At 46.7% G+C, this 25,358-nt stretch carries 21 protein-coding genes; 15 read left to right on the forward strand and 6 right to left on the reverse strand.

The window, feature by feature from the left end; genetic code table 11:
* Position 1 precedes the first annotated feature (1 nt).
* Together yicI and ACKTSF_RS00600 are read right to left on the reverse strand one after the other, a co-directional pair.
* Positions 2 to 2,290 (reverse strand): alpha-xylosidase, encoded by a 2,289-nt coding sequence (yicI, locus tag ACKTSF_RS00595; protein ID WP_407885632.1) that lies wholly within the window; start codon positions 2,288 to 2,290, stop codon positions 2 to 4.
* 91 nt (positions 2,291 to 2,381) lie between these two features.
* Positions 2,382 to 3,791 carry a glycoside-pentoside-hexuronide (GPH):cation symporter gene (locus ACKTSF_RS00600; RefSeq protein ID WP_407885634.1) on the reverse strand — a complete coding sequence of 470 codons (1,410 nt, stop codon included), beginning with the start codon at positions 3,789 to 3,791 and terminating at the stop codon, positions 2,382 to 2,384.
* A 363-nt stretch (positions 3,792 to 4,154) separates the two neighbouring features.
* Here ACKTSF_RS00600 and ACKTSF_RS00605 point away from each other — a divergent pair, with 363 nt between their 5' ends.
* The 5 genes from ACKTSF_RS00605 (at position 4,155) to ACKTSF_RS00625 (ending at position 8,822) form a co-directional block, all read left to right on the forward strand.
* A complete protein-coding gene (locus ACKTSF_RS00605) occupies positions 4,155 to 5,456 on the forward strand; it encodes a PTS transporter subunit EIIC (RefSeq protein WP_407885636.1) in 1,302 nt (433 codons plus the stop codon).
* Positions 5,446 to 6,336: an alpha/beta hydrolase gene (locus tag ACKTSF_RS00610; RefSeq protein ID WP_407885638.1), complete on the forward strand. Its 891-nt coding sequence runs from the start codon at positions 5,446 to 5,448 to the stop codon at positions 6,334 to 6,336. The genes ACKTSF_RS00605 and ACKTSF_RS00610 overlap by 11 nt, the downstream gene beginning before the upstream one ends.
* Before the next feature lie 42 nt (positions 6,337 to 6,378).
* Entirely contained in the window at positions 6,379 to 7,236 is an 858-nt protein-coding gene (locus tag ACKTSF_RS00615) for a LysR family transcriptional regulator (RefSeq protein ID WP_407885640.1), read from the forward strand.
* A 360-nt stretch (positions 7,237 to 7,596) separates the two neighbouring features.
* Positions 7,597 to 8,442 carry a sulfite exporter TauE/SafE family protein gene (locus ACKTSF_RS00620; protein ID WP_407885642.1) on the forward strand — a complete coding sequence of 282 codons (846 nt, stop codon included), beginning with the start codon at positions 7,597 to 7,599 and terminating at the stop codon, positions 8,440 to 8,442.
* Positions 8,442 to 8,822, forward strand: a complete 381-nt coding sequence (locus ACKTSF_RS00625) for a DUF1634 domain-containing protein (RefSeq protein WP_407885644.1) — start codon at positions 8,442 to 8,444, stop codon at positions 8,820 to 8,822. Before ACKTSF_RS00620 ends, ACKTSF_RS00625 begins: the two co-directional genes overlap by 1 nt.
* Before the next feature lie 160 nt (positions 8,823 to 8,982).
* Here the strand turns inward: ACKTSF_RS00625 and ACKTSF_RS00630 are convergent, their stop codons facing one another.
* The gene (locus ACKTSF_RS00630) at positions 8,983 to 9,741 is read right to left on the reverse strand and encodes an NADP-dependent (R)-specific alcohol dehydrogenase (RefSeq protein WP_125700905.1); all 759 of its coding nucleotides are present in this window, start codon (positions 9,739 to 9,741) and stop codon (positions 8,983 to 8,985) included.
* A 284-nt stretch (positions 9,742 to 10,025) separates the two neighbouring features.
* Here ACKTSF_RS00630 and ACKTSF_RS00635 point away from each other — a divergent pair, with 284 nt between their 5' ends.
* From ACKTSF_RS00635 to ACKTSF_RS00655, 5 genes are all read left to right on the forward strand, one after another.
* Complete coding sequence (locus ACKTSF_RS00635; protein WP_407885646.1) at positions 10,026 to 11,246, forward strand: MFS transporter; 1,221 nt, start codon at positions 10,026 to 10,028, stop codon at positions 11,244 to 11,246.
* 15 nt (positions 11,247 to 11,261) lie between these two features.
* Entirely contained in the window at positions 11,262 to 11,927 is a 666-nt protein-coding gene (locus ACKTSF_RS00640) for a GTP pyrophosphokinase (RefSeq protein ID WP_407885648.1), read from the forward strand.
* A gap of 226 nt (positions 11,928 to 12,153) precedes the next feature.
* The gene (locus tag ACKTSF_RS00645) at positions 12,154 to 13,785 is read left to right on the forward strand and encodes a glycoside hydrolase family 43 protein (protein WP_407885650.1); all 1,632 of its coding nucleotides are present in this window, start codon (positions 12,154 to 12,156) and stop codon (positions 13,783 to 13,785) included.
* A gap of 27 nt (positions 13,786 to 13,812) precedes the next feature.
* Positions 13,813 to 15,054 (forward strand): MFS transporter, encoded by a 1,242-nt coding sequence (locus ACKTSF_RS00650; protein ID WP_407885652.1) that lies wholly within the window; start codon positions 13,813 to 13,815, stop codon positions 15,052 to 15,054.
* Between the two features lie 115 nt (positions 15,055 to 15,169).
* Positions 15,170 to 16,072: an AraC family transcriptional regulator gene (locus ACKTSF_RS00655; protein WP_407885654.1), complete on the forward strand. Its 903-nt coding sequence runs from the start codon at positions 15,170 to 15,172 to the stop codon at positions 16,070 to 16,072.
* A gap of 82 nt (positions 16,073 to 16,154) precedes the next feature.
* Here ACKTSF_RS00655 and ACKTSF_RS00660 read toward each other — a convergent pair whose 3' ends face one another.
* Positions 16,155 to 16,358 carry a YjzD family protein gene (locus ACKTSF_RS00660; RefSeq protein ID WP_407885656.1) on the reverse strand — a complete coding sequence of 68 codons (204 nt, stop codon included), beginning with the start codon at positions 16,356 to 16,358 and terminating at the stop codon, positions 16,155 to 16,157.
* Between the two features lie 82 nt (positions 16,359 to 16,440).
* Positions 16,441 to 16,575 (reverse strand): hypothetical protein, encoded by a 135-nt coding sequence (locus ACKTSF_RS00665; protein ID WP_407885658.1) that lies wholly within the window; start codon positions 16,573 to 16,575, stop codon positions 16,441 to 16,443.
* A gap of 154 nt (positions 16,576 to 16,729) precedes the next feature.
* On the opposite strand from ACKTSF_RS00665, the gene ACKTSF_RS00670 reads away from it, so the two are divergent.
* On the forward strand, positions 16,730 to 17,926 hold the full coding sequence (locus ACKTSF_RS00670; protein ID WP_407885660.1) for a cation:proton antiporter: 1,197 nt from the start codon (positions 16,730 to 16,732) through the stop codon (positions 17,924 to 17,926).
* A 641-nt stretch (positions 17,927 to 18,567) separates the two neighbouring features.
* Here the strand turns inward: ACKTSF_RS00670 and ACKTSF_RS00675 are convergent.
* Positions 18,568 to 21,294 carry a YfhO family protein gene (locus ACKTSF_RS00675; RefSeq protein ID WP_407885661.1) on the reverse strand — a complete coding sequence of 909 codons (2,727 nt, stop codon included), beginning with the start codon at positions 21,292 to 21,294 and terminating at the stop codon, positions 18,568 to 18,570.
* Positions 21,295 to 21,823: 529 nt separating this feature from the next.
* Here ACKTSF_RS00675 and ACKTSF_RS00680 point away from each other — a divergent pair.
* The 4 genes from ACKTSF_RS00680 to ACKTSF_RS00695 all read left to right on the forward strand — a co-directional run bounded on the left by ACKTSF_RS00680 (position 21,824) and on the right by ACKTSF_RS00695 (position 25,294).
* Positions 21,824 to 22,516, forward strand: a complete 693-nt coding sequence (locus ACKTSF_RS00680) for a response regulator transcription factor (protein ID WP_407885663.1) — start codon at positions 21,824 to 21,826, stop codon at positions 22,514 to 22,516.
* Entirely contained in the window at positions 22,506 to 23,840 is a 1,335-nt protein-coding gene (locus tag ACKTSF_RS00685; protein WP_407885665.1) for a HAMP domain-containing sensor histidine kinase, read from the forward strand. Before ACKTSF_RS00680 ends, ACKTSF_RS00685 begins: the two co-directional genes overlap by 11 nt.
* A 68-nt stretch (positions 23,841 to 23,908) precedes the next feature.
* Positions 23,909 to 24,031 (forward strand): hypothetical protein, encoded by a 123-nt coding sequence (locus tag ACKTSF_RS00690; RefSeq protein ID WP_407885667.1) that lies wholly within the window; start codon positions 23,909 to 23,911, stop codon positions 24,029 to 24,031.
* Between the two features lie 297 nt (positions 24,032 to 24,328).
* Positions 24,329 to 25,294 (forward strand): LacI family DNA-binding transcriptional regulator, encoded by a 966-nt coding sequence (locus ACKTSF_RS00695; protein WP_407885669.1) that lies wholly within the window; start codon positions 24,329 to 24,331, stop codon positions 25,292 to 25,294.
* Positions 25,295 to 25,358: the final 64 nt, after the last annotated feature.

Raw genomic sequence — 25,358 nt, forward strand, 5'->3', positions numbered from 1 at the left:
ATTATAGGGTAATTGTTGCTTCGGTACCGGTTAAGGCAACCTTGGTAACTTTCCCGTTTTCGTGGACGTAGATGGTGGCCGAGCCAGTCAGATCAAAAGTCGTAACCTTTAATTGGTTACCACTGCGGTCAACCGTGACCTTACCAGCATCCTGTCCCTTTTGGTCAACGACGGCAACGGATGTCGTTCCTTCATGCATGTCGTACAAGTTGATGTCCAGGTCTTTAGTGAAATCGTAGTCGGCGTGAACAGCTTTTGGATTCCGTAAGAGGATCGTGTTGTCACGAGCCAGTACAGGCAGGTCCAATTCACCGTAATCCTTACTGATCCACTTACCATCGGTGACGTCGTAAGTTTCGTCATCATTGATGATGCTAGTCCACTTGCCGGCTGGCAGGTAGAAGTTTACGTGGCCTTCGGGATTGAAGACGGGGGCGACTAAGAGTTGGGTTCCAAACATGTATTGGTTGTCCAACGTGTGAGCCGTCCGATCTTCCGTGAAGTTGAACCACATTGGCCGCATCAGGGGGTTACCGTAAGCCGTGTCATGAGCGGCTTGGGTGTACAGATATGGCATCAGGGAAAGCTTTAAGTTAACAAATTTCCGTGTGTTGTCCACGGCTTCATCATCGAAGTTCCAGGGTACCCGGTAGACATTGCTACCATGATAGCGGCTGTGAGAGGATAGCAAGCCGAATTGTGTCCAACGTTTGTACAGGTCTGGCGTCGGCGTGTCGGGACCATCTTCGAAGCCACCAATATCGTGGCTCCAGAAAGCAAATCCGGAACTCAAGAAGGACAGCCCACCATGTAAGGTATCGGCCATGTTCTTGAAGTTAGATAAGGCGTCACCACCCCAATGTAAGGGGTACTTTTGAGACCCAACGGTAGCGGAACGCGCAAAGACGACAGCCTCGCCCTTACCCTTGTTTTCTTCAATCGTGTCGAAGACGGCCTTGTTGTATTGCAACGTGTAGTAGTTATGTTCACGCTTAGGATCTGAACCGTCAAAGAAGACAGCATCTTCAACGGGAATCCGTTCACCAAAGTCGGTCTTGAAGCAGTCAACACCCATGTCGAGTAGGGCCTTTAACTTGCTCTTGTACCACGCAACGGCATCGGGGTTGGTAAAGTCGACGAAGGCGTTACCAGCTTGCCAAAGATCCCATTGCCAGAGGTTACCATTTTCACGCTTGATGAAGTAACCGTTCTTCTTGCCTTCCTCAAACATCTTCCCTTTTTGGGCGATGTAGGGGTTGATCCAGACGCAGACCTTGATGCCCCGGTCATGAATCTTCTTGATCAGGCCTTCTGGGTCAGGGAATTCGTCGTGGTCCCATTCCATGTTGGACCATTCGAAGCCCTTTTGCCAGAAGCAGTCAAAGTGGAAGACATCCAAGGGGATGTTGTGGTCCTTCATGCCATCGATGAACTTCAGAACGGTTTCTTCACTATAGTCAGTCGTGAAGGAGGTCGTCAGCCAGAGACCGAATGACCATGCAGGTGGTAATTGCATGCTGCCGGTTAATTCGGTGTAGCGGTGCAAAATTTCCTGTGGCGTTGGGCCGTAGATCACGTAGTACTGTAAGGATTCGCCTTCAGTACTGAATTGCACGCGGTCAACATTTTCAGATGTTACTTCGAAATCAACCGTTTGTGGTTGGTCAACGAAGACACCGTAGCCTGCATCCGTCAGGTAGAAGGGAATGTTCTTGTAGGATTGTTCGGAAGCCGTCCCGCCATCTTGGTTGGTGATCTTAACTTCTTGACCGTTCTTAATGAAGTTCCCGAAGCGTTCGCCTAAACCGTAGACCTTGTCTTCAACACCAACGGATAATTGTTCACGCATGTAGTGAACGTTGGTGTCATGGTTCAAGATTTCACCCTGGGCTTTGTTGCGGGATGCCGTAATGACTTTGCCATTAGCAGTGAATTCCATATCAAATTGTTGACGGAGTGGGAGCGAAACGGTTAGGTCGCCACTGGTCAATGAGGCTTTCTTATCCGTAACGTCGATGTTGACGTCAGGGTCTAAGTTGTTGAGTTCATATGAAGGGCCTTGGGTATCTTGATCAAAATGCGTTAGCTTCACACCGATCACATTTTCGACCGGGGAGGTGAGCTTGATTGTGCTCATCCCGAGGTTCAATTCGTCTCCCCGTGTGTTGATTCGCTTGTAAGGGGCGAAGACGTTTAAGGTCTTGCCATCCTTTTCGGCTTCGAATGCTTCAGCCGGTGAGTTAACGTCGTATTCTTTACGAGTTAACCAATAACCATTAGTAAACTTCAAAGTAGCCACTTCCTATTCATAATTTTAGTAATCTATTTTCAAAATTGGCACCAGGCCCAACAAGCCGGATACCAATTTTAAAGTCTAAGTTTTAGTCTTCGACAGTCTTTTCAGCAGCGTGACGAGCAGCGATTTCTTCGTTCATCTTTTCAACCTTTTCATCGGTCAAGTGGTAGAAGGCGAAGACAACCATGGCCAAGATGGTCACGATAATAGGAATAATTGTCGTAGTCATTCGAATGCCGGCTAAACTCCGTGCGGTTTGCTGGTGATTAGCTACGAAACCATAAGCGGCTAAGACGTAACCAGGCACAACCCCACCAAGGGCCATCCCAAACTTGAAGAAGAAGCCGATAACGGCGTTGATAATCCCGTTTTCACGCTTACCTGATTTCCATTCCCCATAAGTGATGGCTTGTGGAACCAGTGCCCACTGGAATCCAGTGGAGAGGATAATACCAGCGGCTTCAATCGTCCGGCCAATGAAGGTCCAAGTCAAGTTGGTAGCTGGAACCGCATACATGATCAAGAACCCAATAACGGCTAAACCAAGACTACCTTGCATTAACCACTGGGTCCCGATCTTTCGGTTCAACCAGGGTGTAATTGGGACAACGATGAAGGCTGGTAAGGTTCCCAGTAAGTTGTACCATTGCATCATGCCAGCGTTACCGGCGTTGTAAGTCATGTAGTAAGCACCCACGGAGTTCACCACGGACATTAAACCAAAGGTGATAATGAAGAAGATAGCCAACGTCCGGAGTGGCCCGTTGATAACCAGTTGGTGATATAGGTCAGAAACCTTAACGCTTGATTCTTGTTCTGGCGCCATCTTAATTCGTTCAACGGATTGGCTGAAACAGAAGATTAAGATTGCGGCACCAGCGATCCCATAGATCACCATCGTCCAGAACCAACCATTTTGGGATTGAACACCAGAATAGTGACCACCAGAAATCATCTTAACGAAGATAGGAACACCAAAACTAACGGCCAAAGACCCTAAGTTAGCTAGGAGCATCCGTACGGAACTCATAGAAACCAATTCCTTGTTGTTCCGCGTCATAGCGGCGTTTAAGGAACCATAAGGAATGTTGACGGTCGTGTAGATAACGGACAGGCCAACGTAAGTGACGTAAGCGTAGACTAACTTGCCCATGGCGCCAACGTTTGGCACATGGAAACAGAGCATGGCGAGTACGGCTAATGGTACTGACATGTAGAGCAACCAGCCACGGTACTTCCCCCAACGGGAGGTGTGTTTGTCAACAATCGTCCCAACGATCGGGTCGTTGATGGCATCAATCAGCCGAACAACCAGGAACATGGTTGCGGCGTCAGCAGCGGGCAGACCGTAAACGTTTGTATAGAAAAATAGCAAATACGTAGAAATAGTGGTATAAATCAAGTTTTGCGCGAAATCCCCGGTTGCCCAACCGAATTTCTCACGCCATGGAAGCTTGACGTCGGTTTGTTCCAACGCTTTAGATGCAGAATCCATTTCTCTCACCTCATATGATAGTTTGCCAATCAAGCTAAGTTGGTTGGTTGTTTACCACAACATACTAACACCTTTTGAAAACGCATACAAGAATAAATTTATTTTTGCTCGGAATTTTGGCGAAAATGACGCGGATAAAGCGGCTCCATTAGCACAATGAAAATGATGTAAACCATTACATAGCTATCATGGCACACTATGAAACCTGATACAATGGTGGGATAAGAATCATTCTAAATCTGATTACTTTCTGAAAATAAACATATTTATGAAGTATTAGTAAATTTGTAAGGCGTTAGTTGGCCGCTTCCAAGTAAAATCCGTATAATGAAAGTCATGAAGTCACAAGTAGGGGGAGTTAGGATGGTTAGATTATTTCGGGGACTGTGGCGCGTCAATCAACGCGTTGATCAATGGCGGGCGATGCGAGCGGTTCATGAGGCATTACGAGTTGCCTATCCCTTTATTTTAGTGATGGCATTGGTAGATGTTGTTGGGCAAGGATGCTTGTCCAAGAGCGGTTTCTTTTTTCAGATTTATCATATTGGAACTTGGCTGCCTGGGCTGGAATTCTGGCGGGAAATCTTACAGGGGGTCAGCGTGGTGGTCAATGGCTTAGTAGCGGTCATGATTGCCTTTACCACAGGTCATTACATGGCGCGGACTTATCACGCGGATGCGTTGGTCGTCGGGCTTATGAGCGCACTGGCTTTTCTAACGCTGAATGTGAACTATGATGCCTTCGGGCAGACCAGTCATGGTGATGAGCTCGCACAATTTTGGATGCCCAACTTGGGACCACAAGGCATCTTTCTAGCAATCCTCGTGGGGTTAGGTGTTGGTTGGCTGGCCAGTCATCTGATGCGTGGACTGGCAACGTGGTGGCGGCATCATCGGCACACATCGTTGTCCTGGACGGGACGGGTGGCATGGTCACTCGTTGTTGTTTTAGGCGTGACGGCTGGGATTGGCTATGGCTTAAGCTGGTTAACCGATGGTGGTATCAATGATCTCGTATACTATGCGTTGCAGTCATTAAATACGAACCTTGGACATAATAGTGTGCGGATTCTGACAGTCACGGCAATCAGCAATGGTCTGTGGTGGCTGGGATTGATTGGCCCCATTGACGTGGCAGGTAATAGCTCCGTCACGTCCCTGCAGAACCTGGCCTACGCAGTCCAACATGGTTCAGGATGGGGTGCCCCCCATCCGATTACGCTACATACGTTGGGGGATGCCTATGCCAACTTTGGGGGTGCGGGGATGACGCTAGCACTCTTGATTGCAATTTGGCTTGGTTCTCGGCAGGCGAGCTACCGACGCGTTGCCACGCAAACAATCTTACCCAATCTTGTGAATTTGAATGAATCCACGTTACTAGGGTTACCCGTGTTATTCAATCCTATCTTACTCTTCCCGTTCATCCTGGCACCGGCTGTGAACATGGTGCTGGCGTGGACGGCGATTACTTTGAAATTAGTCCCGCCAATCGTGTATCCAGTACCGCGAACCACGCCGGGACCACTCGTGGCCTATCTAGGAACAGGTGGTGACTGGCGTGCCCTGTTATTGAGTGTGTTGTGTCTCACGGTTTCCGTCCTAATCTATTTACCGTTCGTTCGGTTGCTCAATACAGAAGGAGGTGCGGACCATGCGGCATAATTGGTGGCGGGGGGCACTACTTATCGTGGTTATTCTGGCTATTTTCTTACCTAGTCAGATGTGGTTGAAGCAGCGCGTTACTAAATATAAGTCAAGCTACAAAACGCCGTTGGCCCCCACGATTATGGTGCCGGGGTCCAGCGCCAGTCAGAATCGGTTCGACGCATTGATTACGCAGTTGCGCAAGGAAACTAAGAAAAACCATAGTGTGCTGAAGGTCAAGGTTGCTGAGGATGGCACAATCAGCTACACAGGCAACATTCGTCAGGGTGATAATCATCCCTTTATTGTGATTGCCTTTGAAAATAATCGCGATGGTTATGGCAATATTAACAAGCAGGCAAAATGGTTAAACTTAGCATTTAAGGATTTGGTCAAGACGTATCATTTTAATCATTTTTCTATGCTGGGTCATTCGAATGGGGGATTGATTCTGAGTCTCTTTACGGAGAAGTACTTGGCACAGACCAAGCACGTCAAGCCGGACCGCTTGATGACGATTGCCACGCCGTACAACATGGAGTCCAACAGTACGACCAAACAAACGGCAATCTTGCGTGAGCTGATCAAAGGCCGGTCTAAGTTGCCCAAGAAGCTGACCGTGTATTCCGTTGCCGGAACCGAAAACTATTCCAGTGATGGCACGGTTCCTGCCAATAGTGTCAATCAGGGGAAGTATGTCTTCCAGAATCAGGTGGCACACTATACGCAAATTACGGTGACCGGGGATGACACGACGCACTCGGATTTGCCGCAGAATAAGCAGATCGTCTTGCTAATTCGGCAGTATATGCTGAAGGAAGTCTTGCCTAGCAAGGACCGTGTACCAACAAGTAAGCAGACCGAGAATAAATCAGCTGATGGAGCGGGGCTTCCCTAAGATTTGATATAATGAAAGAAATGGGTTGTAGGAGGTCCAGACATGAATTTTCGCCAATTGGAATACTTTTTAGCGGTAGCCGACGCGGGGCAAATTACGGCGGCTGCCCACCAACTACACATGGCCCAACCCCCGTTGAGCTATCAGATTAAGCAATTGGAAAGTGATCTGGGGGTACCACTGCTTAACCGATCGGCGAATGGCGTGACGTTGACGCCGGCGGGCCGACTGCTCCAAGACTATGCCTGGCAATTGGTCGACCTGCGTGAACGGGCCGACAGCCAGGTCCGATCGTTGGGACAGGGCTTAGCCGGTGTCTTGTCGATTGGTGTGGTATCTTCTTCAATCGGCGCTACGCCCAATGCAAAGCTCCGAACGTTGACGCGTCACTATCCCAAGGTACAGATTCGCTTGTTTGAGGACAATACCTATGGACTGATCGACCGGCTGGAAAAGCATCTGATCGACGTGGCCATTGTGCGGACACCATTCTCGGCCCCCGGATTGGCCAGCAAAGAGCTCGCCACGGAAAGTATGGTTGCGGTGGTGCCGCATAAGTATGATCACTTTACTGGGGCCACATTGCACGTTGAAGATCTAGCCGAGGTGCCGCTGATTATCTACCGGCGTTTCGAACAGATCTTTCAGACGACCTTTGACGAAAAGGACATGCACCCCTTCGTTGCCTGCACTTGTGATGACGCCCGAACCGCTGTGCAGTGGGCCGAAGCGCGGATGGGCGTAGCGGTGGTTCCACAGACAGTTGCGGAGGAAACAAGTGGGGTAGCGACTAACATTCGGCCGATTCGTTATCAACCGTGGCGGACCACGCTGAAGCTGGTCTGGCCCGCGACAATTACGCCCAGTCCACTTTTACAACGGTTTATCGATAGTTATTGAACATATGCGAAATACAAATCTGAGGGCTTTGCCATATTTTAAAAGTATGGCAAAGCCATTTTGTGTTGTAACCGGTTCCTACGGTGATGGGCTAGTCTTTTCCGAATAGAAATTGGGAGGTAACTGATCGTACTCAAAGATTGATGTTTTGTGTAGATATGCACGAACATGTGGTGAATAGCTTGAACATCGGATTATCGGCACCTCATGATACGTTTAACCACTTGGATAACGTGAGCCAACTTGACTTGTGAGCAAAACGACGAACTTGGCCATCTTTTTAGACGATTCAACTTGCCCTGTGCCAATGAAAAGTTGATAATCAATGACGTAGATTGATTCGTGAGGAGGAAACAAGAAATGATTCAAACAGCCTTAATCATGATTGGGGTGGGTATCTTCGCCGGAATTGCCGGAGCTATTTTGGGCATCGGTGGTGGGATGATCATTACACCAATCCTGACCCTGGGAATGGGATTAAATATTAAATATGCGATCGGTGCCAGCATCATTGCTGTGATTGCGACCAGTTCGGGGTCGACCATCGCTTATTTGCGGGACAATGTCCTGAATCTGCGCGTCGCCATGTTCTTGGAAATTGCAACTACCATTGGGGCCATTGTCGGGGCGTTGCTAACGGGCGTGCTAGATCCGAAGTACCTGTACCTGTTATTTGGGTGCCTGCTGGTCTTCTCCGGGTGGAACATGTACCGCAAGCTACGACGGGGGCAAGAAGTTCTCCAACGTGTTGAACCGGATAAAATCGCCAGTAAGCTCAAACTTAACGGCAGTTACTATGACAAGGCCGAAATGAAGACCATCGACTATCAAGTTGAAAACGTCCCGGCCGGTTTTTCCGTGATGTTTGGTGCCGGAGTGGCCAGTGGCTTGTTGGGTATTGGTTCCGGGGCCTTCAAGGTGATGGCGATGGATACCTTCATGAAGATGCCACTAAAGCCGTCTAGTTCCACGTCGAATCTGATGATGGGGGTCACGGCAGCGGCCAGTGCAACGGTGTATTTCTTCAATGGGGCCATTTTGCCTGGAATCGCCGTTCCAATGGCGCTCGGCATTTTGGGTGGCGCCGTGATTGGTTCGCGGATCATGCAGGTTCTGCCAGCACGGTGGATTCGTATCGTGTTCATCCCCATCATCTTGTACATTGGCATTCAAATGTTGGGTAAGGGACTGGGGGTACACTTCTAATGCAAGAAAAACAGAGCGCAACCGCAACAGAAATGGCGCAGGTCGAAACAATTATTGGCCGGATTTTGCAAATCGGGGTCGTTTTCTCCGCTATCGTGATGGGAATTGGCTTAGTACTGTTTCTGGCGACCGGTAATTCTGGATATGCAGGGCACACCGTCCCGTTAACGATGGGTGCTATCCTAGTCGGCAGCTGGCAGTTAAAGTCATATGCCATTATGATGTTGGGGATGTATTGCCTGATTCTAACGCCAGTCTTGCGAGTCGTGGTGTCCATTTACGCCTTCTACAAGGAACGTGATCACCTCTACGTGGCAATCACCACAGCGGTACTCATCATCCTAATGATTGCGTTAGCCATTGGGGTAACGGGGAAATAACCCGCACACTTATAACTAATGTAAATTTCCTGAGATTTGTCTCATCTTTTTCGCAAAACAACTGATTTTTCGTTTTAATTGCGAATTGGTTGTGGGACACAAGCACGAAAAAAGCCACCGGCAACTGCCAGCGGCTTTTTATTTTTAGTGAGATTAATCTTTATTGCGCGGTGTAACCACCATCAACAACGAATTCTGCACCAGTAGCGAACTTAGATTCGTTAGAAGCTAAGTAAACACAGATCCAGGCAATATCGTTAGGTTCACCGATGTGGCCCATTGGTGTCTTCGTACGTTCTGACATAGCTGCTTCAGCACCAGGGAGATCGTCAACTAATGGCGTCTTGATGTAACCTGGGTGAACGGTGTTAACACGAACATCGTAGTCCTTCAAAGCACAGTCAACGGCAGCTGACTTAGACATGATCCGAACGGCACCCTTAGATGCATTGTAAGCACCTAAGTTAGGGTCACCAACAAGGCCTTCGATAGAAGAAATGTTGATGATTGAAGCACCGAGGTTCTTGTTCTTCATGCGTTGGATACCTAAACGAGTCCCATAGAAGACACCGTCCAAGTTAACGGCTAATTGTTTCTTCCATTCTTCGGTCGTGGTGTTTTCAACACTCTTGTTAACGGCCATACCGGCGTTGTTAACGATCGTGGTTACTGGGCCAAAGGCCTTTTCAGTAGCATCGAATAATGCCAACCAGCCGGCTTCGTCAGTAGCATCGTGTTGGAAGAATTGGATAACATCTGGGCCACCAATGCTCTTAGCAGCTTTTTCACCAACGTCACTGTGACGTCCAGTGATCATAACCTTACCGCCTTCTTCAACGAATTTGTCGGCAACAGCCAAACCAATTCCGAGAGTACCACCAGTAACGATTGCAACTTTTCCATCTAAACGATGAGCCATGTGTATTACCTCCAAATATTTGTGTGATCTGCGTCATGTGTTCTGCTGATTCTCAAATGACTAGGTTTAACGACAAGTGAGGATTGAAAGGACTATCAACAAAATTATAAGTGAACTACGTCACATGCTTGTCACCTATTATGAAACAAAACCATCAAAATTCCAACCCTTTTATTAAAAAAGTTTTCAAAGATTTTTGAAGGGCAATATAACGGCGGTATAACGGGATTTATGCTACACTAATAGTTAATGCATTTTTAGAAAAGTTAAGAGGCGATGACATCGTGGGTACACGAAAGCCTGAACAATGGCGGCGAAATTTAGCCGTTTTATGGTTGGGAACTTTTATTGCGGGTATGGGATTTAGTGAGGTCATGCCATTTTTATCATTGTATGTCGATGACTTAGGTACTTTTTCCAAGGGGCAATTAACCATGTACAGTGGGGTGACCTACGCCGTGACCTTCTTCGTCATCGCGCTAGTTTCACCATTGTGGGGGAAATTGGCCGATACTAAGGGTCGGAAGATCATGTTGCTCCGCTCATCGTTTGGAATGGCCATCGTCATTGGCCTGATGGGGTTTGTTAGTAATGTGTGGCAACTGATTGCGCTAAGATTCCTTCAAGGTTTCTTTGCGGGCTACATTCCCAATGCGACCGCACTGATTGCAGCGGAAACGCCCCGGGCAAAGAGTGGGAGTGCACTGGGCATCCTGACGACTGGATATGTCAGTGGTAACCTGATTGGCCCAGTCCTCGGTGGGATTTTGGCCCAGGTTTTTTCCATTCGTTGGACGTTTATCCTGACGGGGATCTTTCTGATTATTGTCTTCATCCTGAGCGCCACGTTAGTTCACGAACACTTTACGCCGATCTCTCGCGATCAGCAGGAACAGTCTGGCAGTTGGTTACATAGGGTCAAACGGCCCAAGCTGATTCTCGTGTTACTGGTCTCTACGATGATTATCCAGATGGGAAATAACTCAATCACGCCCATTATTAGTCTGTACGTCAAACAGCTGATGAATAATGTTGGGCCAATTACCTTGGTCGCCGGAATCATTGCCGCGTTGCCTGGAATTTCCACGCTACTAGCGGCTCCTAAGTTAGGAGATTATGGCGATCGACGGGGGACTAGCCGCGTTCTCATCTTTGGCTATGTCTTTGCAGTACTCATGTATTTTCCCCAAGGCTTCGTCACAAGTATCTGGCTTCTGGGAATCTTACGGTTTATGATTGGTGTATCTGACGGGGCCTTGTTCCCGGCAGTCCAAACGATGCTGACTAAGAATTCACCCCAAGAATTGACTGGGACCGTCTTCAGTTGGAATCAGTCTTTCCAGGCTGCTGGGAGTATGTTTGGCTCCCTGTTTGGTGGTCTTGTGGCAAATATCTTCAATTATAATGGTGTGTTTATATTCACCGCTATTACCTTATTGCTGAATTTCTTGCTGTTATGGTGGGCCGTCCCCGAAGTACGGCATTTTCGGCAAAAAAACGCGTAACTAGGAAGGATTAACATGGCTAACGAGAATTTACCTACACAATTTCCCAATGATCCGACGTCGCTGGCGGCGGTCGATAATTTTCGGCGGTTGATGCTGGATTATAACAGCGCCGTGAAAGTGGTCCGGACTAAGATTGAGTATCTCGACCAGGAGTATCAGATTTTACACGGCCACACGCTGGTTGATAGCTTACAGTCGCGGATCAAGTCGCCGGAAAGTATCTTGGAAAAGGTTCAGCGTAAGCACTTTGATTTTGATTTGCAGAAGTTACCGGAGGAGATGCATGATATTGCCGGTATCCGGATCATTGTCCGGTTCGAGGACGATATTCTCGCGATGGAAAGTCGCTTGGAGAAGCAGCCGGATATTCAGATTCTACGGCGAAAGGATTACATTACCCATCCCAAGGGCAATGGTTATCGGAGCTTACATTTAATTCTGTCGGTGCCTGTGTATCTAGATGCAGGGGTTGAACCGGTCAAAGTGGAGGTTCAAATCAGAACGATTGCCATGAACTTCTGGGCGTCGCTGGAACATGAGTTAAGCTACAAAAAGAACGTCCAGCATCAGGATGAACTTCGTAAAGAGTTGATTGCTAAAGCAGAGTTGGTACATCAGCTGGATCAGGATATGAATGGAATTAAGAATGAGATTCGGGCCGAAGATGGGCATTTATAACAAGGTATGCAAAGTAAAGAAAGTTATAGGATGATTTTAATCACCCTATAACTTTCTTTTTTGATCATATTTACAAATACAAGTAAGGTTACTTTTGGCAAAATTATGGTTACTCGATAGCATAGACCACCGAAATGTAATCGGATACAATTCAACTATAGCCTAGGTTAGAAACAATTGCATATATGATGTGAACTAAGTTTGCAGACGGGAAAGGAGTAGCAAAATGGAAAAAATTAAGAACCCAATTTTATCTGGATTCAATCCAGATCCATGCATTATACGAGTGCAGGATACCTTCTACATTGTAAATTCTACATTCGAATGGTTTCCAGGTGTCAGGTTACATTCATCAAAGGACTTAATTCACTGGAGACAGTTAGAGTCACCATTGAAGAATAAAACACAACTAGATATTAATGGGGTACCAGCTTCCTGTGGGGTATGGGCACCCGACCTATCCTTTTATGATAATAGATTTTGGTTAGTCTATTCAGTTGTGAGAAACAAGAATAAAAGTTTTACCGATTTAACAAATTATCTAATTACTGCTTCTAATATCGAGGGGCCATGGTCAAAGCCAATCAAGCTGAATGGGGTCGGCTTTGATGCCTCTCTATTTCATGATAGTGATGGCAAAAAGTATTTGGTCCAGCAAACTAATGATTATAGAGAACATAGAATTCCATTTAATGGAATTACGATTACTGAATTTGATGTAAAGACGATGAGGTTATTGCCTCAAACAGCGAGAAAGCTATTCGACGGTACAGACGTGAAGATGATTGAAGGACCACATCTGTACAAAATTGATGGTCTATATTATCTTTTTGCCGCACAAGGGGGAACTACGTATACGCATCAAGAAATCGTTGCAAGATCAAAAACTCTAAGGAGTGGGAGCTTTGAGATTGAACCTAAAGGTCCCTTTCTAACGAACTATGATACGCCAGATTTTGAAATTCAAAAGCAAGGTCACGGATCATTGGTGAAATCGACTAATGATAAGTGGTATTATGCAAGCTTATCAGCAAGACCTTGGCATCACGATTATGAATCGTCCTATGGACCTAGAGGATGGAGCACCCTAGGCAGGGAGACTTCGCTTCAGCAGGTGGTTTGGGATGATAAGGGATGGCCACGGATAGTGGGTGGACATGCAGGCCAATTAGAGATTGAAGCACCTGAAAATATTGAGTCGGCAAAAGAATTAAAGAATACTGATTTTATAGTTTCTGATGAATTTTCTAAAAATACTTTGAATAAGGATTGGAGTACATTAAGAATCCCATTTGACCATCATATGGGGTCAGTTGGTAATGGAAAGTTAAAGTTGATTGGTCAAAATTCTTTAACAAGTACGTTTGACGTTTCGTTAGTTGCTAGACGATGGGAACATTTTAACTTTGATGCAACGGTAGGAGTCAATTATTCTCCAGAAACGTATCAGCAAATGGCCGGGCTATTTAACCTTTACAATAATATGCATTGGACAGGAATTGTTATTTCTTGGGATGAAATTAAGGGAAAAGTGATTGATGTTGTTAATTTTAATGAAAAATATTGCTCTCGATTGGGAAAAGATCTAATCGACATTCCAAATAAGTCAGAAAAAGTATTCTTCAGGACTAGGATTCGAAAGTCTGTATACACTTATGAGTACTCATTTGATGGTCAATACTGGAATGCTACTGGGGTCGAATTTGACGCTGCTGAGTTGTCAGATGAGTACATTCAAAAGAACTATTCGGGCGGCTTTTTTACAGGCGCATTCGTAGGTTTAGGTAGTATTGACTGTTCGGGTAATGAAAAAGAGGCTCAATTTACGTCGTTTGAATATCGAGAAGTTCTTGTGTAATTGTTAGCTTATCTAAGGAGAAAAATCATGGATGAAGTAAAACCCGTTAAACAAAAGGAAAAGATTCCTTGGCGTATAGGTTTTGGCCTGTTCCTTGGTGTCGTTGGTTGGTTTCTACCTTACGCGGGATTAAATGTAACATTATTGCCAGCACAAATTAATTCTGTTGATCCAGTACATAAGGTTCAGTGGATTGCTATGTTTGCAACGGTAGCGATGATTGTAGCGGCGATTGCTAACTTAGTTGCTGGTGCACTATCTGACAGAACACGAACAAGATTTGGAAAAAGAACACCCTGGATTGTTTTAGGAACCTTGGCGACAGTTGTATTACTGTTTGCTATCTCAATGTCTCATACTATTCCTATGCTATTGTTATTTTGGTCACTGTATCAAATTTCATTAAACTGTGTAGTTGCAAGTGTAGCAGCGTTATTAGCTGATGTAGTTGATCCTAAATTACGTGGTACGGTATCAACGTTTATGGGAATTGGTACTACTGTCGGTAACTATGGCTCCGGTTTAATTGCTGCGCATTTTATTGTGCACATTCGAGTAGGAATTTGGGTGTTTGCTTTATTGGCAGTGATTATCGAAGGGTTAGCAATATTCTTAATTAAAGAGCCCGGTAATAAAGAAGTTGCACGTCCTGAAGTCAAAAAGCTAATCGATGTTGTAAAAATGTTTTCACTCCCCAAAAAAGGAGCACATGACTTCTACTATGCCTTAATTGGTCGTTTCTTGATGATCGCCGGAACACATATGATCTTAGGCTATCAGTTATATATCTTTACGGATTATATGAAACTCAGCTCGGGAGAAACTGGATCGTATATTGCTAGGATGTCGAGCATTATGCTGATTGGAGGGGTTATTTGTTGCTTCTTTGCTGGGCCAATTGCTGATAAAATTGGTCATTATAAGCTACCAGTAGTCGGTACAACAATTACCGTTGCAATCGGGGCTGTAATTCCATTCTTTACACCAGATCCATGGACAATGATGGCGTTTGCTGTTATTGCTGGATTCTCTATGGGTGTTTATAACGCAGTTGATCAGGCGTTATTAGTATCAATCCTACCAAATAAGGATGAAGCGGCAAAGGATTTAGGTATACTAAATTTAGCTAATACGGTTGGAAATATTATGGGACCTGTATTAGCAAGTACTGTGATCTCAGTATTGGGTTACAAGTTCATGTTTCCAGCTGAAGCAGCAGTTGTGTTACTATCAGGATTCCTAATCTCTAGAATTAAAGGTGTGAAATAGCTAACAAAAAGATGCAGGCACTTCAGTAGCCAGCATCTTTTGCGTATTATAAGTTTATAATGAAGGAAGGAATGAAGAAGTGTGACTTGTAAATGGCCAACGAAAGGAAAATCTTATGGGACAGCGGATCTTATTTCAAACGTTGGAATCAGGAGTGTATATCTTTGGATGCCATTTAGAAACAGTACCGGCAAGATGGCAGTATCGAAGCGATAAACATGATTTATTTGAGTTGCTCTACGTGATGGATGGCCATCAAAAAACAGTTTTAGAAAATCAAAGTCCAATTATTTGCGGGCCTGGTGAGGCCATAATTATTGCGCCAGGTACAGTGCATAAAAACTTTAATAATAGTGAAAATGATAAGATGTCTTATTTCTGTTTTCACTTTACCGTAGAAAGTCTAGCAATTAAGGCGAAGCTTATTAGAAATATTGTCAATACGAAAATTGAAAGTGAAACGGAAATTGCCAGAGCATCGCAAAAGGTTGCTGAACAGATGATTAGTTATAAAAATGACTGTCAGATAAGTGATGAAGAACGAAAAATAAAGAATGAAATTGTTTTTTTAGAATTTGTTTTAGTTTTGATCAGAGATAATGTTATTTATAAAGAAAATCCAGCATTTACTGTTCGTGAGGCACAAGTAGCACGTGATATAGCAAATTTAATTGAAAATGACTACAGCAATATTCGGTATGAAGATGAGAAGGTTAAAAAGCCTACAAGCTTCGGGGAGATCTGTTGCGCACTGTCTATTAGTACGGGCTATGGACATCGTGTTTTTAAAAAGGTATATGGTATTACACCGCTTAAATTATCTTCTGAGTATCGATGTCAAAGAGCTAAAAGACTTTTGGGCGTTTCAGAGTACTCGATTGAGGATATTGCCTATCTATTAAGTTTTAGAAGTTTAGCGAGTTTTAGTAAACAGTTTAAGAGATGGACGGGATTGACACCTAGCAATTATCAGAAGAAACTTAAAATTGATCGTCATGAGGCCAACTATTTATTATAAATACGGTCGGTTTGTTTCAAAAAATAAAACCCTGGCATTTCGCCAAGGTCCCGGTTGTTTCGGTCATGCTTATTGTGAACGCTTATTTACCTTCAGAAGACTTGATGTCGCTACGACCGAGTAACATGATCCCATTGACGGCGACGACAGATACAACTGCCATAGTAATGCCAATAGTCATTGGGTCGTAAGTTACTTGTTTCAAGGCACCAACGATGTAGCCAATGACCTCACCAAAGATAACCGCCCAAAAAATCACGACTAAGTTAGATTCTAACCACTTCACACGCGTCACCTCACAATCGTTATTAGTTTAACACGATTCGAGGGTTGCGGGTAGCTCTAAATTTCAGCGATGAAGTTGAAATTTAAAGAATTTGTGCGCCGACCGTTAGTTGTGGGGCTGAAGCATCTAGCCTGGTGCGGTTGGGTTGCGGAGAGACCAGTTCTTCTGTATAATATAAACTAATTAAATTAAAGATGGTTGAAGCGACTGCTTTCAAGAATAGTGTTCTCCTTGGGTTGGGAGGGCCGTTTTGAGGCGGTCGCTTTTTAGCTGCTTGGGGTAAAATGGTCAGCTAATGGGGGCCAAAACGACAGATAAAACCAACTATAATGGAAAATTAAAAGGAACTCGTCAAACAAAGGAGGTTACTCGTGGAACTCTTAAGAAATTTAACGTTAATTCTATTAGCAACAACGATTGTTGGCCACTACAGTACGCGAATCGGCATTCCAGCCGTTATTGGACAACTCTTGGTGGGGGTCATCATTGGTCCGGCCATGTTGGGGTGGATCAGTCTGACGCACACGCTCGAAAGCTACGCCGAACTAGGTGTCATTATTCTTATGTTTATTGCGGGCCTGGAGAGTGACCTGAAGCTGCTCAGACGTTACTTGAAACCGAGTGTCTTGGTGGCTATCATGGGGGTCTTGATCCCAGTAATTGGGACGTATCTGGTGGGGATGATCTATCACCTTGGGACCACAGAAAGTCTCTTCATCAGTGTCATCTTCGCAGCAACCTCTGTTTCCATTTCTGTAGAAGTCTTGAAAGAAATGAATGCGCTGAACAGCCGAGAAGGGACCACGATTCTCGGGGCCGCCGTCGTGGATGATGTGCTGGCTGTGATCATCCTGAGTGTCTTAGTCTCCACGACTGGGACGGCTGTGGGTGATAGCGCCGCGGCTTCTGGTAGCCTATTGTTGACAACGATTGAGCAGATCGTCTACTTTGCGGCTATCTACTTCGTGGTTCGCTGGGTCGCACCTTACATGGCTAAGATTGGTGATCGGTTATTGATTCCAATGGGGCAGACGCTGATGGCCATCATCCTGTGTTTTGGGATGGCTTACGTGGCTGAATTGGTCGGCTTGAGCGACGTGGTTGGGGCATTCTTTGCCGGAATCGCCATCTCTCAGACCAGTGCCAAATCCACCGTCGACCGGCACATCGAGCCAATAGGTTACGCACTGTTTATCCCAGTATTTTTCGTCAGCATCGGCTTGAACATGGACTTCAACGGTTTGGGCAAGCAGATGGGCTTCATTGTGGTATTGACCATTGTTGCGGTTCTCACCAAGTTGATTGGAGCAGGCGCTGGTGCCAAAATGGCCGGCTTCTCGCTGGATAGTTCCACGGCCGTTGGAGCCGGGATGGTCTCACGGGGTGAAATGGCTTTGATCATTGCCCAGATTGGGTTTACGGCGAAATTGATGTCGCCGGTACGGTACTCGGCCATCGTGGCGGCCATCATTGTTGCGACGTTGGTTGCACCATTCCTCTTACGGGTGACCATGAATCGAGCCCATCGTGGCGAAGCCGACCGATCTAAGGTTCGACCATCAGAATAGTTAGAATTAGGACAGTGAAATTAGCTGCGTCTTGGCATACGTTTCAGTAACTGAAGGTTGAAAAATCTAAAATACCCATCATAACTGTTGCAACAACGATAGTGAGACTAAAATTAGGCAGCGTCGTCTAAACCAGTCGGCTTACCGTTCACCAAATTTAGGCTGGAACGCTGTGGGGAGGACGCCGCCAGCCTAAGAAGCGGTCTGCCAGCTCGCTTTGAACCGCCCAACCTGCGTTTCAAAGTCGCCATTTTCCAAGTTAAACCACTTGAAAAATCCCACGGCTGAGCCTAAATTTGGTTCACTCACGCCTACGTAGACAGTGACCAACTATCGTGGACTAACGTTGTCAGTCCAGCGATTGTCAACTAGTTTTGTGGATTAAATCTCTGTTAGCTGGGCCTTTCTAGGTGTACTTGGACTTTCAACCTTCAGTCAGTAAGACAAATTTAGAAATGAGCGAAGAGTCTAGGGCTTTCCTAGGCTCTTTTTTAGGCAGTTGTGGCCGATGATAATTTTGCGGTTAAAACGATTTTTATAAAAAGATGAGACAACTTCCCCAAAAATTACATTAGTAGTAAATAGGTGGGCAAAAAGAAGGCCAACTCAATTTGAGCTGACCTTCTCGTTAAAACTTTAAGTTAAGATTGATCCGTTTTGCGTTGTGCCTTGCGCCGCCGTAGTGGTCGTAACCATTCTCCGGCAATCAGCAAGAAGGCGAAGATAACCGCCCCTACAGCACTCAGCAGAGCGCCAACCGTCAGACCTGGTGTCGTATATTTCAGGACCACGTGATTCTTACCTACGTGAATCGGGACGCCAATCATGCCGCGGTAGTTCTTGACCACGGGGATGATCGACTGGGCATGCATAGCCGAACGAATCTTGACCGGCTTGCCATCAACTGTAGCGTGCCATCCAGCTGTGTCCGGAATCGACACGTAGAGTAGGCGACGTTGTGGCGTTCCCGTTACGTGCCCTGACAACCAGGTGACCCCACTCTTACGATCCAACTTGAAGCGATTTTGCTTCAGACTTTGTGCTAGCTTGACGTACTTGGCTTGGTCCAGCGAAACGAACTCGTTATCATAACCAGCCTGAGGACGTGATGTGACGTAGCTGACCGTCACGACTTCACCCTTAGTATGCTGGCCCAGCTTGAAGACGTAACGCGTACCATCGGCGTTGATCAGCGGTTTAGCTTTCTTGCCGTTGACCAGCAGGCTGGAGTAGATAACGTTGGCCGATGGGGAGTAGGCATGCAGGAGCCCGGTCGCGTTGATCCGGAGCTTAAACGTTTGCACGTACCGGGGACCCTGATGACGATTGTGTTTGACCGTCGCTCTAGCCGCTTCCTTGGCCGTTGCTTTGTGTGCAGAGATATTCATGACCGTTGCCCGGGAGAACGTATTCGGTTCCGCGCCCAAGGCGTCCAGGATCATCTGCTGGTTGAACAGCGCCGTTTGGTCACGGAGTTGAACATCGGCTAACTTGCTTGGTACGGCAAACCCGAGGCCAGCGTACGAGTTCAAGCGCGTCACAGGGTGCTTGTTGTCAGCGTTTAACCGGTATTTCACACTGAACAGTGTATCCGTCAAATGCGTGTAGCCCTGTGCACTGATTCGCCGCACGTTAGGGCTAAAGTAACCCAAATCGTGTTGGAAGACCCGCGACTGTTCGTCCAGCGTGGATGAGTAGGAACTCAGACCTGCATAGTCAAACATTAACGGATCGTTGTAGTGGTTATACGTTCCGGTGTAGGCATTTCCAATGGTTGAATGTAGGTAGTCGACCCGGTGCAGATTGAACTTAGTCGAGGACGCATCAATTTTGTTGAGAATTGCAGAATCTTTTTTGAAGTATTTCTCGAACTTAGTCTGAGATCCGAAATCCATCCCGTGTGTGGCAACAAGCAGATTGCCGCCCAACTCACAGGAGATGATCAGGCCCAGCAAGCTGATTCGAATCGGTCGCCATTCCGTCACGAAGATCAACATGGTGTTGAGTAACAACAGACCCAGTGCCAGCCACAGTAAGTGGAAGTTGGGTTGGCTGTTGAGGTAGAGATCGTTGTTGTAGCTTGGTGACATCTTTTCCCACAGTTTGGGGATGAATTGAGCCGACACGAAGCCAATCGTGAGCAATCCAGCGCCCCATAACAAGGCGAGAATCTTCTGCGGGTCGTTCATACTTTGATCGGGATGCGTTTGCCAAGCCCGATAAGCCGTAACGATGGCCAAGAAGGTAAAGAAGTAGACGTTTCGGAACGGGAAGCCGGCTGGCTGCTGCATCATGTGCCAAATAGTATTGAACACTGTCAAGAACAGGCTCAGTCCCATCGCAATCAGCAGCCACATCGTCCGGGTCTTTTCGACTGCCTTGATCTTCGGTGACACGAAGTAGACAATCAGCAGTAGGAACATCAATGTCTCCATAAATAAGCTTGGTGCATGGTACAGATGTGATGTGAAGTCGGTCGTCCCCACCCCAAACTGGGCGAGAACTTCTGGGCCGAACAGCGGTGTCGGCAGGTAGTTATCCACGAAAAAGTTGCTCTTCCCCGTTTGTAACATGCCCAAGGCTGTCGGAATTAGAACGACCATCGACATCAGACCAGCTAGCAGCGAGCCGAAGATGAACTGTCGAATTGCTGGCCAGTGCATGCGCCACGTTTCTTTGAACGGTGTGGGTACCGGCTGGTGTTCTACAGTCAAGTAGATAAAGTACATGAGTGAAAACAGACAGGTCATGTAACCTAGATAGTAATTAGACAGGATGGTCAGCGTTAGGCTCGCGGTGTAGAGGCCAAAGTGATGCGTGCTGATAATCCGGTGGAGTCCTAAGGCGACGATTGGCAGCCAAATCAGGGCATCCAACCACATGATGTCGTAGAAATACATGGCCACAAAGCCACACAGGCTAAAGGCCGTTGAGAACAGCAGGAGTGACCAACCACTACGCAAGAAAGCGTGGCGTAGGAAAATCGCCATGGTTAAGCCAATCGTGCCAATTTTTAAGATGATGATCCAAGCAATCGCAGTTGGTAACTGTGCTGCTGGAAAGAGAAAAATCAAGAGATTAAACGGGCTAATCACGTAGTAGGTCAATAATGGCACCATACTACTCCCCGTCCCCAATGCAAATGAAAATAGGTGGAACTGCCCGTGCGTCACGGTCGAGCGCAAGTACTCCAGAATCGGAATGTACTGTGAGCCCGTGTCGCTAAACAACAGACTATGCTTGCCAAATGGCGTAACCTTCAGTTGCCAGAAGACCACGCACATGATGACCAGCGGAATTAAAAATGCCCCCAAATACACCCAGCGACTGACTCTTAGCTGCGCCAAAGTGTTATGATGTTGCTCCATGAAAACCCCTCCGTTGATGACAATCAAAATGTCTGACCCTAATAGGATAACATTCTCTGTGCTTGGATAAAAGTTTACCTTAAATCCCGGGTACTGCGGCAAAGAACGTGCTAAACTTCGGATAAACTTAGACTTTGGTAAGGAAAATAACTTAAGGTTGCGTTATCGTTAATCTAGTAGGCTATAATTCTAGCGCATGTTGTGGGGTGTTTCGGCTGCCAGGGTCGTTGTCTTGCCGAGCAATGTGGCGATTTAACACGACGGTGGGTTCAGCTGTAATTGAGGTAGCCCTAGTGGCAATTACCATTGTGGTAATCGACTTGAAATGCGCTTTTCTATTTTTTAAGGTTAGGCTAAATAATGATGAATGTAACTTGATAGCAGCAAGTTCGTGGTACGGTTAAGCTATGTTAGGCTTCACTGCTGGATTGGCATTGCCCGTGGTTCTCAGGGTGAGAGCCTTGTCTGGCAGATTATTGTTAAATTAACGACGTGATTAAACTTTGAAAAATCAAAGGAGGAATGCCCGTTGAGTACTACCGCTAAAGTGTTAGTCGTGGAAGATGAACGTGAATTATCCGCGGACATTGTCGAATTAATTAAACCGATTTGTGAAACGACCACCGCATTTGATGGTGAACAGGGTGAGTTTTTGGCCAGTCAAGGGGTTTTTGATGCCATTATCTTGGATCTGATGTTGCCCGGCGAGAGTGGGCTGGATCTGCTACTGCATATTCGCAACAAATCTATCAAGACCCCTGTGCTCATCCTGACGGCTAAGGATACAATTGCTGATAAGTTGCGGGGCTTCAATGATGGGGCCGATGACTATGTAACCAAGCCATTCCACCGGGAAGAACTACTGGCCCGGATGAAGGCGTTATTGAAGCGGACAGGCCATTTGAACAGTACCGATGTCATTAGCCTCGGTCAGCTGGAGATCAACACCAGCAAGCATTTAGCTACGTTTAAAGGGGAGTTACTGACACTGAAGGGCCGTGAGTTTGATCTGTTGGCTTATTTAGTGGCTAATCCCGGGACAATCATCACGAAGGAACAGATCTTTAACCGGCTGTGGGGCTTTGATTCCGAGACCAGTCTCTCCGTCGTCGAAGTCTACATGAGTAACCTGCGAAAGGAGCTCAAAAATGCCGGCAGTGACCTGTCGTTGCGGACCATCCGTAATGCGGGATACATTGTGGAGGCCCCCGATGAGCAATAAGGTTAATCGCGCCCAACAGTGGCGTCTGTTTATTAACAATTTTATTGGTTTCACCATCATCTTCGTTCTGCTGGGTGTCATTGTTTTCGTGTTGTTTCGCAGTGCAATGCTGACCAGCACCGACCAGGCTTTGCGGGTCGAACGATCCTCGCGATTGAACGGGGATATGTTGACGAAGAAACCGATGGCCCAGGGCAAACAGCCCGGGAAACAGATGCAGGCTGGCAAGGCCATTCACCCGTTCATGACGACCACCCTGACCTTTAACGACAAGGGTAAGATTATCAACCACGTGCAACTGGGCTCGCGTTACGACACGTTGAAGAACATCAAGTTGGATAAGTCACAGGTTGGTCAGCTGCATACGATTCAGGTGGGTGGCAAATATAATTTCCGGACGTTACTGGTCAAGGTACCCAAGACTAATGCGGACAAATCAGTCGCGGGCAAGTACCTGCTGATCATGGAAAACATTGATCCGCAGAAGGCGGCCATGAGCAACTTTACCCGGGTACTGTTGATTACGATGGGGGTCTTCTGGTTACTGTCGATTCTGATGAGTATCTGGATGTCGCGTCTGACCATGCGGCCAATCCTGAAATCTTGGGGCCGACAAACGGAATTCGTGGGCAACGCGGCACATGAATTGCGGACACCGCTAACGATCATTCAGAATAAATTAGAACTATTACTGACCAAACCGAACGATAAAATTATCGATCAGGCGGAAAATATTGCAATTGCTAATAGCGAGAGTCAGCGGCTACAAAAGTTGACTCAGGATCTGCTGGCGCTGGCTCGGTCGGATTCCAATACGTTGCAGACGAACTTTGAGAACACCCACGTTGCGTCATTTTTGCAGTACACGGTAGAGCCCTACACGGAGATTGCGGCTAGTCAGGGTAAGACATTGGTCTTGGCACCAGTCACGGACTTTCGAGCGACATTGGATCAGAACCTGATTCATCAATTGCTAAACATTTTAATCGACAACGCTCTGAAATACTCACCCAAGGGCAGCACAATTACACTGTCGACTAAGGTCATTGGGCGCAAGTGGCAGCTGATTGTTGCCGACCAAGGTATTGGTGTCAACGAAGATGAACGTAAACGAATCTTCGACCGCTTCTATCGGGTCGATAGCTCCCGGAGCCGCCAGACTGGTGGCAACGGACTGGGCCTTTCGATTGCCCATTGGATTGTGAACCTCCATCACGGTAACATCGCAGTGAAGGCCAATTATCCGCAGGGAAGTCGGTTTGTGACGACGCTGCCGCTGAATCCACCGACTGGGTTGGGTGGTCACCATGAGAAAAAGGCGTAATCACTTAGACCGGAACGTCTATAAAAAGCGATTTATGACTGAAGGTTGAAAATTCCAAAATACTCATCATGACTGTTATAACAACGATACTGGCCCCAGAATTAGGCAACGTTGTTCAACCATTGCCTTACCGGCCGGCAGATATGGGCTGGAACGGTGCGAACACAAACAGTTTGACTTTCAACCTTTAATTATGAAAATATCTGTTACCAGTAATCAGGGGTGATTACGAGTGACGGATATTTTTTAGAATCCAATCTAACCGAGGGATGAATTTTACCCGAATGCTTAGTAAAGACCGTTTCTCTGGATCTCACAGTGGGTGGAATTGTTGACAATTGTAGGCGAAGGGCGTTAACCCTTAAGGTGATAAAACCAGACCAGTTTCAGATGATTGGTGGGTACAACTGTTTTAATCGGTCCGTTTCTATGGTAAGATTTGATTCATTGGGACTATACTGCCAAGCGCATAAGGAGCTTTTGAAGAGATGTTAACAATCCGTGATATTGCCGCTAAGGCCGGCGTGTCGGTTTCCACAGCCTCCCGGGCATTGAATAATAATCCACGTATCAGCGCCGCTACCCGGAAACGGATTCAGGCGTTGGCCACAGCAGAAGGCTATCGGCCAAATTATAATGCCAAGAACCTCACGTCTGGCGAAGCAAATGCAGTGGGGGTCGTGTTTCCCACGTCCGACCGCAACTCGACAGATAATCCGTTTTATATCGATATTTTACGGGGAATCAATACCGAGTTGATGAAGCGTCAGTACGTGCTGTCCGTGGCTATTAGTAAGACGGCTGACGCGCTACTAGAGAATGTGAAATCCATGGTGGCGCAGGGGAAGATTAAGCGGTTTGTGTTACTCTACGTGCACCAGAATGATCCCGTAGCGGCTTTCTTGCGCGATAAGCATCTCCACTTCGTGACCATTGGGGAACCAGTCGATGGCACCCACGATTACTTTGTGGATAACGACAACTTGGAAGCCGGTATTGGTGGGGCAGGCTACCTCCTAGACCAATTAGCCGTGAAGCATCCCGTATTCGTCGAGTCCGGGCACGACTGGGGTTACGAACGGCAACGACGTCAAGGTTACGAGCGGGTAGCGGCCCAGTTCAACGTGGAACCGCTGACCTGCAAACTCAGTGATATTGAGTACGCGCAGTCGTTCATCAAACATCATCCTGAGATCGATGGCATCATGGCAACCGATGATTTTAATGCCATCGAGTTCTACCGGCTTGTGCGTGAGCAGTATGCCGTCAGCCATTTTCCGGTGGTCAGCTATAACCACTCGTTGCCGACTGGCCTGACAGATGCAGACCTGCACTCTGTCAATCTATTCCCCGAGAAGATGGGGTCAGCCACGGTCAGTTTGTTGTTCGGCGACCGGCAGACCGGGGATGCAAACGCACCCAAACAAATTAGAATTCCGTACGAAATTAAATAAAAAATCAGGGTCCGGTTTGTGGGAGAGAAATCCCACAGCCGGGCCTTTTTTAACTGTCAGGTGT

It is taken from the genome of Levilactobacillus muriae, from assembly GCF_045862015.1.
GTDB lineage: Bacteria > Bacillota > Bacilli > Lactobacillales > Lactobacillaceae > Levilactobacillus > Levilactobacillus muriae.